Annotated in this window: 11 protein-coding genes; 3 read left to right on the forward strand and 8 right to left on the reverse strand. The window is 50.2% G+C overall.

The features are described from left to right. Positions 1–13 precede the first annotated feature (13 nt). Complete coding sequence (locus HJY11_RS11505) at positions 14–5,296, forward strand: hypothetical protein (protein WP_208076102.1); 5,283 nt, start codon at positions 14–16, stop codon at positions 5,294–5,296. Between the two features lie 44 nt (positions 5,297–5,340). Here HJY11_RS11505 and HJY11_RS11510 read toward each other — a convergent pair whose 3' ends face one another. The 5 genes from HJY11_RS11510 to HJY11_RS11530 all read right to left on the reverse strand — a co-directional run bounded on the left by HJY11_RS11510 (position 5,341) and on the right by HJY11_RS11530 (position 12,338). After that, positions 5,341–6,399 carry a hypothetical protein gene (locus tag HJY11_RS11510; RefSeq protein ID WP_208076103.1) on the reverse strand — a complete coding sequence of 353 codons (1,059 nt, stop codon included), beginning with the start codon at positions 6,397–6,399 and terminating at the stop codon, positions 5,341–5,343. A 209-nt stretch (positions 6,400–6,608) separates the two neighbouring features. Further along, the gene (locus HJY11_RS11515) at positions 6,609–7,508 is read right to left on the reverse strand and encodes an Abi family protein (protein ID WP_208076104.1); all 900 of its coding nucleotides are present in this window, start codon (positions 7,506–7,508) and stop codon (positions 6,609–6,611) included. Positions 7,509–8,321: 813 nt separating this feature from the next. Further along, the gene (locus tag HJY11_RS11520) at positions 8,322–10,061 is read right to left on the reverse strand and encodes an ABC transporter ATP-binding protein (protein ID WP_208076105.1); all 1,740 of its coding nucleotides are present in this window, start codon (positions 10,059–10,061) and stop codon (positions 8,322–8,324) included. A 1-nt stretch (position 10,062) separates the two neighbouring features. Continuing rightward, the gene (locus HJY11_RS11525; RefSeq protein ID WP_208076106.1) at positions 10,063–11,787 is read right to left on the reverse strand and encodes an ABC transporter ATP-binding protein; all 1,725 of its coding nucleotides are present in this window, start codon (positions 11,785–11,787) and stop codon (positions 10,063–10,065) included. 14 nt (positions 11,788–11,801) lie between these two features. Then, complete coding sequence (locus HJY11_RS11530) at positions 11,802–12,338, reverse strand: GNAT family N-acetyltransferase (RefSeq protein WP_208076107.1); 537 nt, start codon at positions 12,336–12,338, stop codon at positions 11,802–11,804. 80 nt (positions 12,339–12,418) lie between these two features. Between HJY11_RS11530 and HJY11_RS11535 the strand changes: the two genes are divergently transcribed. Together HJY11_RS11535 and HJY11_RS11540 are read left to right on the forward strand one after the other, a co-directional pair. Next, complete coding sequence (locus HJY11_RS11535) at positions 12,419–13,237, forward strand: MerR family transcriptional regulator (protein WP_208076108.1); 819 nt, start codon at positions 12,419–12,421, stop codon at positions 13,235–13,237. Between the two features lie 398 nt (positions 13,238–13,635). After that, a complete protein-coding gene (locus HJY11_RS11540) occupies positions 13,636–14,742 on the forward strand; it encodes a hypothetical protein (protein ID WP_208076109.1) in 1,107 nt (368 codons plus the stop codon). A gap of 740 nt (positions 14,743–15,482) precedes the next feature. On the opposite strand, the gene HJY11_RS11545 is transcribed toward HJY11_RS11540, so the two are convergent. The 3 genes from HJY11_RS11545 to HJY11_RS15240 all read right to left on the reverse strand — a co-directional run bounded on the left by HJY11_RS11545 (position 15,483) and on the right by HJY11_RS15240 (position 16,626). Further along, positions 15,483–15,959: a hypothetical protein gene (locus tag HJY11_RS11545; RefSeq protein WP_208076110.1), complete on the reverse strand. Its 477-nt coding sequence runs from the start codon at positions 15,957–15,959 to the stop codon at positions 15,483–15,485. A 206-nt stretch (positions 15,960–16,165) separates the two neighbouring features. Next, positions 16,166–16,282 (reverse strand): DUF6514 family protein, encoded by a 117-nt coding sequence (locus HJY11_RS15235; protein WP_243764458.1) that lies wholly within the window; start codon positions 16,280–16,282, stop codon positions 16,166–16,168. Positions 16,283–16,401: 119 nt separating this feature from the next. Continuing rightward, positions 16,402–16,626: a helix-turn-helix transcriptional regulator gene (locus tag HJY11_RS15240; protein WP_208076111.1), complete on the reverse strand. Its 225-nt coding sequence runs from the start codon at positions 16,624–16,626 to the stop codon at positions 16,402–16,404. Positions 16,627–16,779 lie beyond the last annotated feature (153 nt).

Consider the following 16,779-nt stretch of genomic DNA (forward strand, 5'->3'; position numbering starts at 1 on the left):
GAGGAGTGAGACAATGGCAAAATACAGAATGGACAACCTCACCGAAGAGGAGAAACGGCTTATCCGAAATTCTGTGCAGGGTCAGAAAACGCGCGAGAAGAAACAGGCTGAATATGTAAGAAAAATTCGCAACGGAGACTTCTCAGAACTCCCCGGATATGATCGGCTTTCTAGGATGGAGCCGGCCAGAATGACAGCTGAAGATGCCGTGCAAACTAGCGGAGAGTTTGACCCGCAAAAGGCTGCTGTTACTGCCTTTTCCTTTGGCCGGCAGAAAAAGGCCGGAACCTCTACCACGGTTCAAGATACTATGAAAAAGGATATTGAGCGGTACGCAGAGGAAGAGGAAGAACGTCACAAAACAGCAGCGATGGATGAACTGGCGCAAGCCTACATGCTTAGGCAAGGAGGGCAGGGGAAGGAAGCCGAAGGGCATATCAGCAAGAGCGCCTCGCACCAGACAAAAAGCAGAGAGTACGACCAAATTGCAGGCGCACTGAAAAATGCCGGGTTTGAGGCAGAACAGCAAAAGAAGTTGGCCGAGATGCGGAGTGTCCGGCAAAGCGGAGACTATGAGGAATACTCCCGGAAAGGCAAGGCTTTAGACAGTGGGAAAGGGGCTTTCCAGGCGGCTGGCGAACTGGCCAACCCGGTGGAGTTCGTCAAGCGCACTGGGCAGTCTGAAATGACCGACAACGGCATGGGCGTGGCGGTGACCTATAACAAGGGCGCCCAATCAAAGTACAAATACCTCACCGAAGAGGAAGTCAAGGACTACAACTATTTTCTTGGCAAAGGCGACAAGAAGGCCGCCCAGGAGTATCTTAAGCTACTCGACCGTGAACTGAACAAGAGGGAGTCCGCCCAGGTATCCCAGACAATGAAGGAGACAGCACAGGAAAACCCTGCTTTGGGGGCGGCCCAAAACATCGCCTCCTCTGTGGCGCTGACTCCGATTTCCTTTCTGCCAACGGTTGGGCAGAACATCAAAAATGCGGTTACGGGTAAGTATGAGCCGGTCGACGCCTACTCCCCATTATCTGTGGGCGCTGTGGTTGATGAGGCTACCCGAGAAGGTATTACCGAGGGGAAGGCCGGGTGGCAGAAGGACCTCATCAACGCCGGCCTATCCATTGGGCAATCGGCGGCACGTCTGCCTTTTGGGGCCACCGCAAGTTGGGCCATGGCCGGCCTGAACGCTGCTGGCAGTGCAAGCCAAGAAGCGGCGGAAAAAGGAGCTACTGCGGAGCAAGCCTTGACGGCCGGTCTGGTAAGCGGCGCAATTGAGATGGCAACCGAGAAAATGCCCATAGACAGGCTGTTCAGAATTGCCGGGCAGGGTAAAGTTGGCATAAAAAAGGCCGCTGCCGAATGGCTGAAGCAGATAGGAGTTGAAGGGTCCGAAGAACTTATCTCTGAATATGCTAATAATATTGCCGACATTGCCATTCTGGGAGATAAATCCGATTATGTACAATATCGAAACCAGCTGCTTCAGCAGGGGCTAAGCCCAGAAGAGGCGGAGCGCATGACGGCAACCCAGTTCTTTGTTCAAAATCCCGCTACCGCTTTTGCTGGAGGCGCAATCTCTGGCGGTGTGATGGGCGCTGGTGCCCTTGCTGTCAACTCGCTCCCCAACGCAGTTCAAAACGTTGATACAGCCGTCAGGACCAAATATGCCGAGAACTACATAGACAAACACGGGCAACAGGATATGCGGGAAATAGGCTTTTCCCCCGTGGAAGAAGGGGCGACCCGTCCTCTCACACAAAAACAAATTCCCGAAGTAAAAGAGGATGCGCTCCCAGTTAATGTTCTCTCGACAAAGTATCAGCGGAAGGTGCTGAAGGACAACCCCACACAATTTACGACCATCAAAGTCCCTGAAGGCGTGTTTGTTGACTCTCAAGGGGCGGCATTGCCAGATAGTCAGTACCCAAAGGCTTTACGCAATTATCTTATGTCTCGCTTTAGAGATCAGGTGATTGATTTTGCTGGGGGCGAAAAGGCATTTTTAAACAAGCGTGGAATTGAGGAGTATGCCTACCCCGCCAAGTATTTGAACCCTGATGTCAAGACGGACAAGATGAGGGCGGGGAGCGACCTGCAAAACCTCTTAGATGGAGCTTACGCAAAGTGGCACGAAGATGACAGCGGGCATCATCCGGAAGCCACCGGTGGTTGGGACTACTATTTGGTGAACTTCGATGTAGGCGGGCAGCGCTATACAGGAAAAATCAATGTCATGAATAGCGAAAATGGGAGGGTTCTCTATGATGTCACAGACATAAAGAGAGCCCCCACCCGCAACAGCGATGTCACCGCCCGGGCGGCGCTCGCATCGGGTAAGAGCTCTCTTCCTGTTGTTAGTATACTAAATTCCGAACTAAATAGCAAGCTCAAAAAGTCGGTCGGAATAGAGACATTTACTGATCCGCTGGGGCTGAAGCGAAAGAAGGTTACATCTCCCCCCGAAACAGAAGATTCGCCCGGTGCTAAAAGCACCAGCGGTGCAATGCGGGAAAGTTCTGCGTACCGCAGAGGGGATGCGCCCCCTAATATTAGTATAGCAGACTCGGCGGGAGGAAGGGCTCAGAGCAAGACACGGAAGCTGGTAGGAATCGAAGCGTTTACTGATCCGCTCGGGAAAAGAAGAAAGTTGGCGGGAGTTGAGGCGTTCGCGAATCCTCTCGGCAAACGTGCGAATAGCGCTATGTCTCCATCTAGTTTCTCCAAGCAAACAGGTGGCGGTATTGACACCAGCCACCTGAAACCTGAAGTCAGAGAAGCCATCTCGGATATTGAGGGGACGCCCTTTGAAGACCACACCATTATCTCCCAAGACATCGCGCAGCGGCTACAAAACCCCAGTGGTGCCTACAATAAGGATTTGTCGCGGGTGCTGGACAGCGCCGCCGGAAAGGACAAGCAGCTGCGAGAGGTACTAAGGGACAAAATTGAGCGCCCCCTATGGGCTGCTAAAAAAGAGTACTCTACCCAGGTAGAGAGTATGCTCAACAAATACTACGATGATATGCAGAGACTTGGCATTAAAAAAGGGAGCAAAGAGAGCGCTGCAGTCCAGTGGTACGGCGAAGGGCAGCGGCAGGTAAACCCCAGAAGCAGTCAGGCAGACTTGGTGGAATATGGACTGGAAGAACTAAAGCGAGATTTCCCTAAAAGCTGGAAAAACATTGTGGAAGCAGATAAAATCAACCGCTCTATCTACGACGAACTGCTGAAAAAAGTGAACGCCTCTCTCGCCTCCATCTATCCCGATGTGGAATACAGAGCTAAGGCCAGAGCGGAGATGCTTGACCGCAGGCTGTCGCAAAATAACCGCCTTCTCAATGAAATTTCGGGAGAAGGGCGCGCCAACCAGGAAAGATACTTGCGCTCTCAAATCCGCAAAGACACCCAGGAGCTCGATGCGTTAAAAAGGGACATCTCCAGCGGAGAGATTTATCGTAACAAGAGAGTTTTGCCTCGAAAGGATTATTACCACCACTTCACGGAAATGGCGTCTGGATTGGGCGGTCTGAAGAACATCCTCGCTTCCTCCAGCGAGATCGACCCATCCCTAGTGGGGGTGTCTGAATTCACAAAGCCAAAGACCAAGTGGGAGGGATTTGCGCAAAAACGGGAAGGAGGAGCCTATGCAGAGGATTCTATAGGCGGAATGCTGCAATATATCCCCGCAGCGCAGTACAAAATTTCCATTGACCCGCAGATTGCCCGTCTGCGCGGAATCGTGAAGGATTTGGCGGCAGGAACGTCCAACACGCGGAACGCCAACAAGTTGATTGAGTGGATGACCGACTATACAGGGGACTTGGCTGGGAAGACTAACTTCCTGGACCGACCAGTTCAGAAATTGCTGGACAGAAAAACAATGAAGGCGCTAGAATGGCTCAATAACCGAGTAAAGGCCAATGCCATCTCCATGAACCTCTCATCAGCGGTGTCCCAGTGGTTCAACCTGCCGAACGCGGTAGGATATGTTAAAAACCCTGCGGACATGGCGAGAGGCGTAAAGGACTACTGCAAATCTCTTGCTGGTGACAGCGATGCAATCGGCAAATTGGAAGAGAGCGGCTTTTTAAAAGAAAGATACCTGGATAACGCCATCAATCGTTTCGACCAGGGAGTTGTGAAAGCTCCCGGGAAATTGGCAGACTGGCTGATGGAGGTCGGCGACCGCCAAGTGGCGGAGATAACCTACCTTTCTGCCTATGACCAAGCCCTTAGAAAGGGTCACAGCAATCCCGCCGAGTATGCAGATGACATCACCCGGAGAAGTGTTGCCGGCAGGGGCATCGGCGAACTCCCACTTACACAAAAGTCCAGGGTTGTCAAGCTTTTGGCCCCTTTTCAGGTCGAGATCAATAACTCTTACCAGCTGCTGAAGGAAAAGTTCCGGGAAAAAGATGCAGCCGGCCTGATCGCTATCTTTTTGGTGAGCTGGTTGATGAATGGAGTGTCAGAGGCCCTAGTCGGCAGAAGGGTGGCGTTTGACCCGATTGACGCCTTGAGCGACGCCGTCGAGGAAGTACAAGAAGGAGGCGGTTCTGCCGCCGCAAAAACAGCCAAAGTCGGCGCTCGGCTGGGGGGAGAAGTCCTTTCAAATATGCCGTTTGGCGCTCAATTGGCTGATGTCGCCCTGGGGCTTGAAGACTTCGAGGCCAAGGATGTTTTTGGTGATTCGGATCCCACTCGCTACGGCACTGGCAATATTGCCCTCACAACCATCACCAAACCCATTATTTCAGCCGCTAGGGGCAAAGATGTTGATTTGGTGGACCCAATCACCAGCATAGCGTTCCCCCGCGGCGGCAAGCAATTTGCCCGCACCTTGCGCGCCTCCCAGGACCTGGGTCTCTTACCAAAGGAAAGCGTCAATCTAAACACCGGCATCTCCTTCGAGAAGCGGAAGGTACCAGGGTCCTACAAACAGGACGGGACAATGCGCTTCCCAATTGCCCAAACGCCATCCAACGTGGCTTCGGCGCTGGCATTTGGGCCCTATGCAACAAAAGAGGGGAAGGAGTACCTGCAGTCTGGCCGCAAAGGGCTTTCGGACGCGCGAACCGCGCAGATGGAGGAGGCCTATGAAGACGGCATCCCGCCAAAGGTGTATTATGAGGCCTATTACTATACCCGGAAGCTAGAGGCTGACAAAGATGCCAGCGGCAAATCCATCAGCGGCTCTAAAGCCGCAAAGGTCATGGCCTACATCGAATCCCTTGACCTGACGTCTGCCCAGAAAAACAAGCTATATGAGTTTCTGAAGAAATAAAAAATGCCGCTCTAGCCTCTAAGGTTGGAGCGGCATTTTTGTTGTTAAAATAGCTTTTTCCGTTTCCCAAGATAAATAATATTAGGGGTAAACCAGGAAAAGAAAAGAAGGTAATAAATGAAATCTATATAGAAAAATGATGCAAGTGAAAAAAGTAGGCCAACTATAGCCGTTACCATTGAATAGGCGCAGAAATAAGCCCATTTGCTGGGGAAATTAAAATCACACGATACTAAACTATTAAAGAAATTGACATATAAAATAGCCTCAATAATTATTAGGCCAAGAGGGGCGACTGAAGCAACTAAGTTGCCACCGATTGCTATAGGTAACAATACCCGAGAAATGCTACTAGTCGCAAGGCGGTTTGCTGCAAAAAATACGAGTGCCGGCCCCCAGAAGTGCCCCCTCAAAAAATCAAACCATTTCATCCCCAAACCGAGGTCTCTGGCCCGTTTGTGTACCTCTTCCGAAGGGTCTGGTTTGGCCGCTTTTGGCTTCTTGGAAGGCTTCGCCTCTGCCGTGACAGGCAAAACCGTAGCCAATTCTGGTTTTGGCTCTGGCGGCACCGTAGAAACAGTGGATTGAGTTGACGGAGCGGTCGGCGCAGGCTCTTTCTTTTTCACGTGTACCTTTACTACCCGAGCGGGTTTGATGACATCGGGGACCACCGGCTCCGTAGGTGCTGGTCTTAAAGAGTCAAGAGATGTTGTCGGCGGTTCTGCCGCAACCTTGGCAACAGGAGGATTTTTCTTTTTGATGACAAAGAAATAGTAGCCAGCTGCTCCTAAGACCAAGGCGGCAGATAGAAAACCAAGCCCAACAGTAGCGTTTTTATAGATTCGCAGCTGGCTATTCGCACCTTGTAGTTCTTCTTTTAACGATACGCCGATTTCTTTACCCTTGTCATATCCATCGGTATATCCCTCTGAATATCCGTCAGACCTACCTTCATTATATCCCCAAGCTTCCCCATTATCATACCCTGTTTTATACCCATCATTCCAATCAGAAGAACGACCAGTGAAATAGTAAGCGAATGCGGACGATGACAAGGCCGTTACAAGCAGAAAAGCCATCAAGAACGATACAAACTTTTTCATAAAGCACCCCTCCTCCCTCATTATATTAGGAAAAGGGTTAATAAGCAAATATTTCCTGATTTTTAAAATCGACCGCATCTCGCCGTTATAATTCGGGGTTCGTTCGGCGTTGGCCCGGCTTGTGTGAGATAGCCCATACATAGAGAGCGCCCCGGCTTGCTTTTCAGCAGGCCGGGGCGTTTTTATTGACAAAAATCAGAGGAGTTCGGTCATCGTGCTCCAAGTAAATCATTAACATCCATATCCAAGAAGTCATTATAATTTTCAGGAAATCCAAGATGCCTAAATTCAATATACTCCGAGTATGTCTCTAACGCCATTTTAAATGGATACACAAAATTCTCGTTAAATAAATGATCATCATGGTACAAAAGTTTAATTAGCAATATTTGGCTAAAAAGACTTCTATTTGACAATTGGTGATATTTCTGCATATTTTGAGTGAATTTTATACCTGAATGAAAACGCCAGTAATACAATCTAGAGTAGTGGGCACAGCGGTTTCTCAACTCAGTTAAGCATTTTAGCCAGCTAGCGTAATGAGCAGGAGTTATAGGGAGATCAATAGACCGCAAATAGCTTTTTTGATCTTCTAGCTTCATATCGGAGTAAAACTTAGAAATAGTTCCCAGCGAGAAGTAGTCCACCATTACCCAAAAAGGTATCTCTCCATAGTTTTCTAGGTGGTGCTTGATGTCTGGATTTGTTTCATTTTTGCGTATTAGTTCCCATGTTTTGGCTGTGTATTGCTTTGCGTCCATTAAAGCGGAAAAATTGTTTCTATCTATATAACCCAATGGGCCATATTTATGCACATGATAGTATGACAGAGTGGATTTTATAGAAAGCTCTATTTTTTCTATTGCGAACAGAAAAAGGTTTCTCATATGGGAGTCAAACTCAAAGATTTTAATGATCTGAGAATATTTTGTTCCGTCTCTATATGAGTCAGGACCAGTTTTAAAGGGCAATAAGTAAGCAGATACTTTATAATATGCAGTATTCTTTAAAAAAGCATACGCGGAATCATAGTCATCAATGAGAATGCCTCTTGAGCGAAGAAGTTCGATTTGCTCCTCTATGGTCGTAGGCTTTTTTAATGCTTCCATTTTGAGACTTCCTTATAAAAAATGTCCCCCACTGGGCCACTTCACGCGTAAGCGGAGAGGTGCGGGGGGTCCTATTGCCTATATTATATGCCAAATTAGCACAAAAGTAAACTACTAGATGTAGGGCAATGTTTTCCAGGTGCTACTTTATATTGCTTCTTGCTGGCATTACATCAGACGGATTTAGTGTATAGTCAGTTTTGCGACTGGGCCAAAACCCTGCCTTACATGGTGGAAATTTTAGAGGCGGCGGAGGCGGGGAAATGCCCGAATTTGTAACCCACTTTATAACCCACTTTGGCTCCAAAGGTGGTGTTTTGATTCCGTCGTTTGCGCTACGTGAAACAAATAATTCGCATATTTGTGCCGTTTATCATAATACTTGGAATTTACATTGGGCATATAGACTGGTTCGAGTCCGGCCACCGGCACCAGACTGAGTCTGGACGCAATTTGCGTTCGGACTCTTTTCTTTTATAATCAATAAAGATGCATGCGTTGGCAGCGACGTCTTTTTTGTAGCGTAAACCCAAATCAAAGCGCAAACCGCAAGCTTTGCAATAAAAACAGCTCTCTATTTTGGAGGGCTATTTTTGTGTCTGTGCTCGGAAAATGCACAACCATAAGGATCCATGGCTTTTCCTTTTGGCGTATGGGGCTGTAAATTGGCAAATGAATATCGTGCTTTTTGAATCCAATGCTGCTCGGAAAATAAATTAAAAAATTCCCGCAGGTGAATCGGCCACCCACGGGAAAGTTGATTCTATATATTGTTTAAACGTAAATTTGACGGTTGTTTTATGAAAATCATGATTATGCAAATTGACTGTTATAAAGGGCGGCATATTTCCCGTCCCTTGCCATCAGTTCATCGTGATTTCCAACTTCCCTGATCCCACCATCCTCCATATACAAAATCATATCGGCGTCGCGGATGGTGGAAAGCCTGTGGGCGATGACAAAGCTGGTGCGTCCTTTCATCAGCTGCGCCATGGCGCGCTGGATCAAAACCTCTGTATGGGCGTCCACATTGCTTGTCGCCTCATCCAGGATCATGATTTCCGGGTCGGAAGCGATGGCACGGGCGATGGTGAGCAGCTGGCGCTCTCCCTGAGAAATGTTTTCTGCTCCTTTAGAAAGCACCATATCATATCCGCCGGGCAGCGTTTTGATAAAATTATGCGCACAGGCCGATTTTGCCGCGGCAATGATTTTGTTCCTGTCCATCTGTTCCTGTGCGTATCCAAGGTTGTCGGCAATCGTCCCCTCGAAAAGCCAGGTGTCCTGCAGCACCATGCCGAAGCGGTCCCGCAGCTCCTTCCTGGGCATATCCTGTATATTGACGCCGTCCACCATGATAGCGCCGCCGTTGATCTCATAAAAGCGCATGAGCAGGTTGATCAGGGTGGTTTTTCCCGCGCCGGTCGGCCCCACGATCGCCACCTTCTGGCCGGGCTTGACTATCAGATTTACACCGTTCATCAGCATTCGGTCAGGCGTATACCCGAACTGAACATTTTGGAGCGTCACGCTGCCGGAGCGGTCTTTGGGAATGATGCCGTGTTCTGCGTCCGGCAGCTCCTCCTCCGCGTCCAGCAGGGCAAAAATGCGGTCCCCGGCGGCCTTGGCCGCGCCGAAGCTGCCCGCCATGCCGGCCAGCGAGGAAAACGGCTCGGCAAACCGGCGGGTGTACTCCAGCATAGCCTGTACATTTCCCACTGTGATCCGCCCGCCGATGGCGCTCAGACAGCCGATGACAGCGCAAACCACATAGCCCATATCGTTGACCAGAGTGGTGATCGGGCTGACGGCCCCCGCAGTTGTTTCCGCTTTGTAGGAACTGTTTTTCAGCTCCTCATTCAAGACAGAAAAACGCTGCTTTGCCCGGTCCTGATAGCTGAAAGACTGAATGACCTGCTGGCCGTTGTACATTTCTTCAATGTATCCGTTGAGCTGACCCAGCAGCTGCTGCTGTTTTTCATAATGCCTGCCGCTGGATTTCATCACACCCGCCGCGCTGAGCAGCGACAGCGGCACCATGATGATGGGAATGATGGTCAGTTTCGGGCTGATCGCCAGCATCATCAAAAGGATGCCGATTGCAGTGATGACCTGCGTAACGATGGAGGTCAGGTTCTGACTGACAGTATTATTGATGGTATCCACATCGTTGGTGATTACGCTGAGAATGTCGCCATGGGTATGGGTGTCGTAGTAGTTCAGTTTCAACCGGTGCATTTTCCCGTCAATGTCGCTTCGGATCTCACGCATGACATTGGCGGTGACCTTCGCCATGTGAAATCCCTGCAAAAACGAAAAGAACTGGGAAATCAGATAGAGGCCCACCAACGCTGCCAGCAGCCAGAGAATGGTTTCCCAATAAAACACGCCGTCCCGGATGCTGTCAAACAGGGTCGTTGTGACCTTGCCGATCACAAACGGGGCCATCACGGTGAAAATGGTGCTGACAGAAGCGAACAGCAGGACGAAAAACAACCGCAGCCTATGGCCTTTCAGATACCCTAGCAGCCGTTTGAAGGTATGGGTTTTCATGTCAGATACACTCCTTTCCCAACTGGATCTCGGCAATTTCGCGGTAGAGGGGGCAGCTTTTCAAAAGCTCCTGATGCGTTCCCTGGCCGACGATCATTCCATCGTCAACGACCAGAATGCGGTCGGCGTCCAAAATCGTGCTCACCCGCTGCGCCACCAGAATAATGGTGGCGTCTCCCATGGCTGCTTTCAGGTTTTTGCGGAGTGTTTGGTCGGTTTTCATATCCAAAGCGGAAAAGCTGTCGTCAAACACATAGATTTCGGGCTGTTTCATAATCGCTCTTGCAATCGCCATCCGCTGGCGCTGTCCGCCGGAAAGGTTTGTCCCCCCTTGGGCGATCCGGTCATGATACCCATTTCCCTTTTTCAGGATAAATTCCTCGGCGCACGCAACTTTCGCTGCCGCCTGCCAATCCTGCTGCGCGCCGTCCTCTTTTCCAAAATTGAGGTTGGAGGCAATATCGCCGGAAAACAGAACGTTTTTCTGGGGGACATAGCCAATCAGGGAGCGGAGGTCGTCCACGGCATATTCCTTGGCATTTACGCCGTCAATCAAAACCTCTCCGAACAGGGGATCGTACAGGCGGGGGATCAGCTTTAAAATACTGGATTTGCCCCGCCCTGTCCCGCCAATAATGGCGGTGATCTCTCCGGGATGGGCTTCAAAGCTGATGTCTTTTAAAATCGGCTCCTGTGCGCCGGGGTAAGCAAAGGTCACATGACGAAATTCCACCGTGGAGCGGAGCGGGCGCTCCGACAGGGAAAACGAGCCGTCCCGAATCGTGGCTTCTGTCTCCAGTACCTCTGCAATACGCCCTGCGCAGGCATATGCCGTGGGAAACATCATGATGACAAGGGCCAGCATCATCACCGACATCAGCACCATGCTGATATACTGGCTGTTCGCCACCAGGGAACCGACCTCCATAGCGCCGGTTTCAACATAATGGGCGCCAAGTCCTAAAACCGCCGCTGTGGTCACGCCGAAAATCACATTGATGAGCGGCAGCAAAAGGCTGGTGATCCGGCCGGACAGCATGGCGGTCGCTGCATAGTCGGCGTTCGCCTCGCCGAAACGGCGGCTTTCCGCCTGCTGTTTATTGAAAGCGCGGATGACCCGGACCCCCTCCAGTGATTCCAGAAACAGCTGATTGAGACGGTCCAGTTTTTTTCTAAGTTTTACAGAATAGCGGGAAGCAAACAGAATGACAATGCCACACCCCACCAATAATACCGGGATCGCAACGGTAAGGACAGAACTGACCTGTCCGCCGGTGGCGGCGGAGAAAATCAAGCCCGCCACCGCCATCATCGGCGCAAGGATGCCGATGCGCAAAAGCAGGGTAAGAAAGTTTTGCACGTTGGTAATATCCGATGTGCTTCGCGTGACCAGGCTGGCCGTACCGAACTTGTCCAGTTCCGCAGCCGAAAAGCTCTGCACCTTTTCAAAAACCTGCCCGCGAAGCGCTGCGGAGAAGTCCGTGGAAATGCGGGACGCGATTTTCACCGACAAAAAATTGACGACACAGGCCAGTACTGTGACTCCCGCCATAACAGCAGCAAGGATCAACACCGTGCTGCGGGAAGAATCGGCCACCCCGCTGTTGATCATTTGGGCGAGCAGAGAGGGCAGCATCATTTCTGCGACAGCTGCAAACAAAACCAGCACGGACAGCAGGACGATCTGCCGCCCTTTCAATTTCACCTTTGAAAAAATAGTGCTCATAAAATACCCCTTTCTCAGACGGCAAGCCGGATGCCAGACAGCCGGAACATCAGCTTCCCTAAAGCGTACTGCTGTAAGTCCATATACTCCTGCTTAGATACGGTGCCGCCAAAGTTTAAAATTTCCATATCTCCGCTGCGCCCGGCGATGTAAATGTCCGACGAGGTGAAGCCGTTTTTGAAATAAAATCGTCTGCGGGCAATCCGCTGGCCTTTGTTTTCGGCGGTGTCGTCCAGCCGCTCGATCAGCAAAACGATTTTTTTGCCGGGAAAGTATCGGCATATCTCCTGTAGGATTCGACTGCCGGTCCCGCGGCTGCGGATTTTTGAAGAAACCGCCAGATAATCCACCATCACCATGTTTTTGTAGGGAATCGCCATCACAAAGCCCTGCAAAACTTCATTCTCCGTTGCTGTCAGCAGCAGTGCCTTCCCTCTGTTTACAGAACGCCGAACCGTAAAAAAAGGTTTTCGCTCTGACTTGGGAAAGGCTTCCATATAAATCTCTTTTATCTCTTTCCATGGTTTTTGATTTGCATTTAAAATTTCCATCTTCATACGCCGCCCTTGCAATTTTCTTCACTATTCGGTATGATAAACGATACAGTAACTGTAATGTCAAGGGGCTTGTGATGACAAAGAAAAAATATTTATATACCACAGGGCAATTTGCCAAACTCAACGGCGTCAACAAGCGCACGCTGCACTATTACGATGAGATCGGGCTGTTTTCTCCCGAAATCAAAGGGGAAAACGGCTACCGCTACTACACCTGTTTTCAGACAGTACAGCTGGAGCTGATTTTGATCCTGCGAAAGATCGGCTTATCCATTGAAGAGATCGTCCGTTATCAGCAAAGGACATTGGGCGCTTCCTTCGCGGAGCTGATCGAAGAGAGAAAAGCCCTGATTGACAAATCCATTCGGGAGCTTCTGAACACGAAAGCCTTTTTGGAACAAAAATCTCAAAAACTGTCCTTAAGCCTTACAGCTAAAGAGGGGGAGATCGAAGTGGTCACACTTCCCGAACAGCGCATTTTGCTCAGTGCCCCGATTACCGGGGCCTATGACGACAGCGATTTTGCTGTTGCGGGAGATTTTTCTTTGCGGTTAAAATCCATCTTCGGCCTTTATGACAATTTCGGAAGCCGAATTTCAGTCGAGAAGATCGCAGCCAGAAACTATGCCGATTACGACTGCTTTTTTGCCTACGGCAGGGAGGATACAGAAGTTTACGACACGGTGCGGCCTGCTGGGACATATCTGCGGGCCTTTTGTCTGGGAGGGTGGAAAAAGTTGGAGAAGGTTTACCAAAACATCTGCACTTTTGCAGAGGAAAACCAAATGGAGCTGGTTGGATATTCCTATGAGGAGGGCCTAAACGAAATGTCCCTGCAAAGCCGTGACGAGTATATTACTATGATCACAGTCGGCTGCAAAAAAACTGAATAGAGATCGGAATTGGGCCCCCAAAAATGACACATCCAAAATAAAACTCTTAAAAAAAGCGCAATGCAAAAATGATAACAGCTTTATTCTGAACCCGAAATTCTCTTTTTTACTTTGGCAGACGGGTATCTTTTTTGTAACCCAAACCCAAGAAGAGAGTCCCGACACGCAATTCGCGTGTCGGGCTTTTTGACGTTTATGGCGGTATCTGCTTGAAACCTAAAATGCCCCTTTTGTTGAGAAGCCTCTCTTTTTGGCACGGCATTCTTGCTCTTTCTGCTCTGGAGGTCTATACTTATGTTATAATTGCAGTTTTTCGTTGTGATAGAGGGATCGTTTAAATAAAAGTATCCCTTTTGATAATATGCATTGCATTATTATTGTAAAGGCGGGTATGAAAGATGTCATACTATATTGACTTGTTTTCACCTGAAACATATTTGGCTTTTTCTAGTTCCAACCGAGGAATTTCTGGATTTAGGGAAAACCGGCGAAGGATTGCCGCCAATATTAAGCCTGGAGATAAATTTATCTGCTATATGACAAAGCTCTCCCGCTGGGTGGGCGTTTTTGAGATTTCTTCCGACTATTTTATAGATGACCACCCCATTTTCATGCAGTCCAATGATCCATTTGTCATCCGCTTTCGCGTGTCGACCAAGGTCTGGCTTGAGCCGGAGGCTGGCATCCCCATCAACAGCGAAATTTGTTGGAGACATCTTTCATTTACAAGGGATTTGCGCCGAGACAGCCGTTTCTGGACAGGCATGGTGCGCAGCAGTTTGACAAAGCTTTCTGAAGAGGACGGACAGTATTTAGAGGCCCTTTTGACAACTCAGAGCAGGGAGTTGCAAAGTTACCCGCTGACTGACGCCGAAAAGAAAAAGCTCTGGCCTTCGGTGATCAACTCAGGGACTGGACAGATCGCAGTATCTATCCCAGATGGGGAAAATAGACCTTCCAATCGGCGCGGGACAGAGACAGAGCATACACAAATTCAGGCTGCGCTCGCAAAAATCGGCGAATCGATGGGTTTTCGTATTTGGCTTCCCAATACAGATCACCAGCGGGTCTTAGAGATATGGCGCCCCGCTGATGACAATGTTTTATTGGAGCATCTGCCCCTGAATTACGACAGTGTAACCTTGAGAACGATTGAGAATATAGATGTTCTCTGGATTCGACGGAACGCGATCACCCGTGCATTCGAGGTAGAGCATTCTACCTCGGTGTATTCTGGCCTTTTGCGAATGGCAGATTTAATGAGTTTACAGCCAAACTTGAAAATTAAAGCCCATATTGTCGCTCCGATTACCCGTCGTAGAAAAGTTCTTCAGGAAATGTCCCGCCCTGTTTTTGCGCTGATGGAGAGTGGGCCAATGGCAGAATCGTGTTCCTACTTGTCATATGACGCAATAAAAGAGCTAGGCGGCGAACGGAACCTTTCTCACATGAATGACAGCGTTTTGGAAGATTATGCGGAATACGCACAGGAAGCCGATTTTTAGAGATGGTACCTTTTTATCAGTGTTTCCCCAAACAGGCCACAGTTGTTTGCTTTATGGGGTTTGAATCTGTATTTAACTGGAAGGTGTTGTCCCGCGAAATGCAATAAAGGGTGCATTCCAATCAGCTCGAGATGATGCTTTGTTTATATTGGGCCGGGCTGTCGTTGCGCGTTGTCGGGGGAGGGGCTGGCACATAAGCGTACAGTCCGCGGACAAAAGCAGCGCGATCCCTGCTGTGTGATACAACGGGACGAGAGAGACGACACTGGACTTCAATGGGAGAAAGGTGATGGGCTTGAGGTTTTTGGCATAGCGAACACGGCGGATTGCTGGGTAGGCGAGTGCGCTTTTACGGCGGTTTGGTCTGGAGCGTTGGAGACAGACCAAACGATGCTACCATCCTCCTGAATGGCAGCGGCCAATCTCTCCCATCTGCTGTTTTCCCAGAGTTAGTGGCGGTAAGGGATGAGGCGAGTACTGCGGCGCAAAAGGCTGTCCGAGCAAATTAAGAGCCAGACAATCGGGGGCATTCGCCCGTACGCGCATGGCGCGCATTTTGTACGGGCACAGCGCCAAGCCCATCGGGCAAAAAAGAGCCACAACTCTCTTCTTTGCTCGACAAACAAGCCCAATCACAAACCGCGGTCAGGCTTGTTTGCTTTTTCAGTAAAAGACGCCCGTGTGGAAAACTGCTTCCCTTATTTCAAAAGAATCCGCAAGGAGCCCGCTCTCTTAAAGTTTTACCGCGGCGGGTTGCACTTGGAGCAGGGACTATAACTGCGCTTGGCGTCGTCCAGCGAGATGGGAATGCAGCTCTTTTTTAAGTACTGGCAGCCGGCGCGGTGGTATTTTTCCCCCGTCTTGGTCACGTAGACGGTGACGCTCTGCGTGGGTTCTGGCGAAGGGGCGGCGGAACTACTGGGAGAAGCGGCAGGGGCGGGGGCTTCGGCCGGCGGTTGGGAGGGTGCGGCGGTGGAAGACGCCGGTTTGGACGGAGCTGAAGAAGCGCTTTTGGGGACTGCGATAGCCGAGGAGGGCTGAGAGCTGGAGGGCGACTGGCTGCTGGAAGCAGAGGGGGAAACCCTGCTGGAAGAGACTTCGCTGGAGGCGGTAGCCGGAGAAGAGGGGGCCAAGGAGCCGTTTCCGTCGCCTTTGGTGGAGGAGCAGCCGCCCAGGCAGAGGGCGGCTGCCAGCAAGAGAGCCAACAACTTTTTCACGACAACATCTCCCTATTGATCGGATGGGCTTTTTCCCATCCTAGCGGAGAGGAGGGCGAACTGTCGTGAAAAGTTTGTCGAAAAGAAGAGAAATTTGGTGAGGAGAAGGGCGGTCATTAAAAGCAGTTGATGGGGAGAATCCATGACTCTCTTGAGAAGCAGAGATGAAAAAAGCCCTTGAAAGGGGGCTTTTCACGCGGTAAACCCTATTTTCCAAAGGCGTCTTCGATCACGTCCATCAGGTGTTCCGGCACCAGCTCGTACCGGTTGCACAGAGCGGTGATCCGCTCGACAAAGGGGCGGGAGACCGAGACGTCGGACACCTGGCGGAGGAGGCATTTGCCGTCCCCTCTCTGTGCCAGACGTGGATGACGTAGGTGAGAAAGGTGCCGCTGTCGGCAACCTGGCGGAGTTCCTGAAACACCGCGCACTCGAATTGCAACTACATCGCCTCCTCTCGCAGGACATCCAAACTGAAGCCCAGTTGGGAAGGAATCTGCAAAGCGGTCGCCAGGCTGGGGTTGGTGTGCCCGTTTTCGAGGTTGTGATAGTTGCGGGGACTGATGCCGCAGAGTTCCGCCATCTTTTCCTGGGTCAGGCCACGCGCCTCTCTGGCCAGTCTGAGTCGCAGCCAAAATTGCACCGCTACTCGCTTGAGTTTGTCCACTTTGCCACCTCCATGCTGGAATAATAATCAAATTTGCGAAGCAGCACAATGAACAGTTGTGTGCAATTTTCTATTTTTCGTAGATTCTTTCCGAAAAGGGGCTCTTTCAGGCGAAAAAGAGGGCCAAAGACGGCGTGAGGGGGAGGGAAAGAG

Source organism: Bittarella massiliensis (ex Durand et al. 2017), assembly GCF_017566145.1.
Classification (GTDB): domain Bacteria; phylum Bacillota; class Clostridia; order Oscillospirales; family Ruminococcaceae; genus Bittarella; species Bittarella massiliensis_A.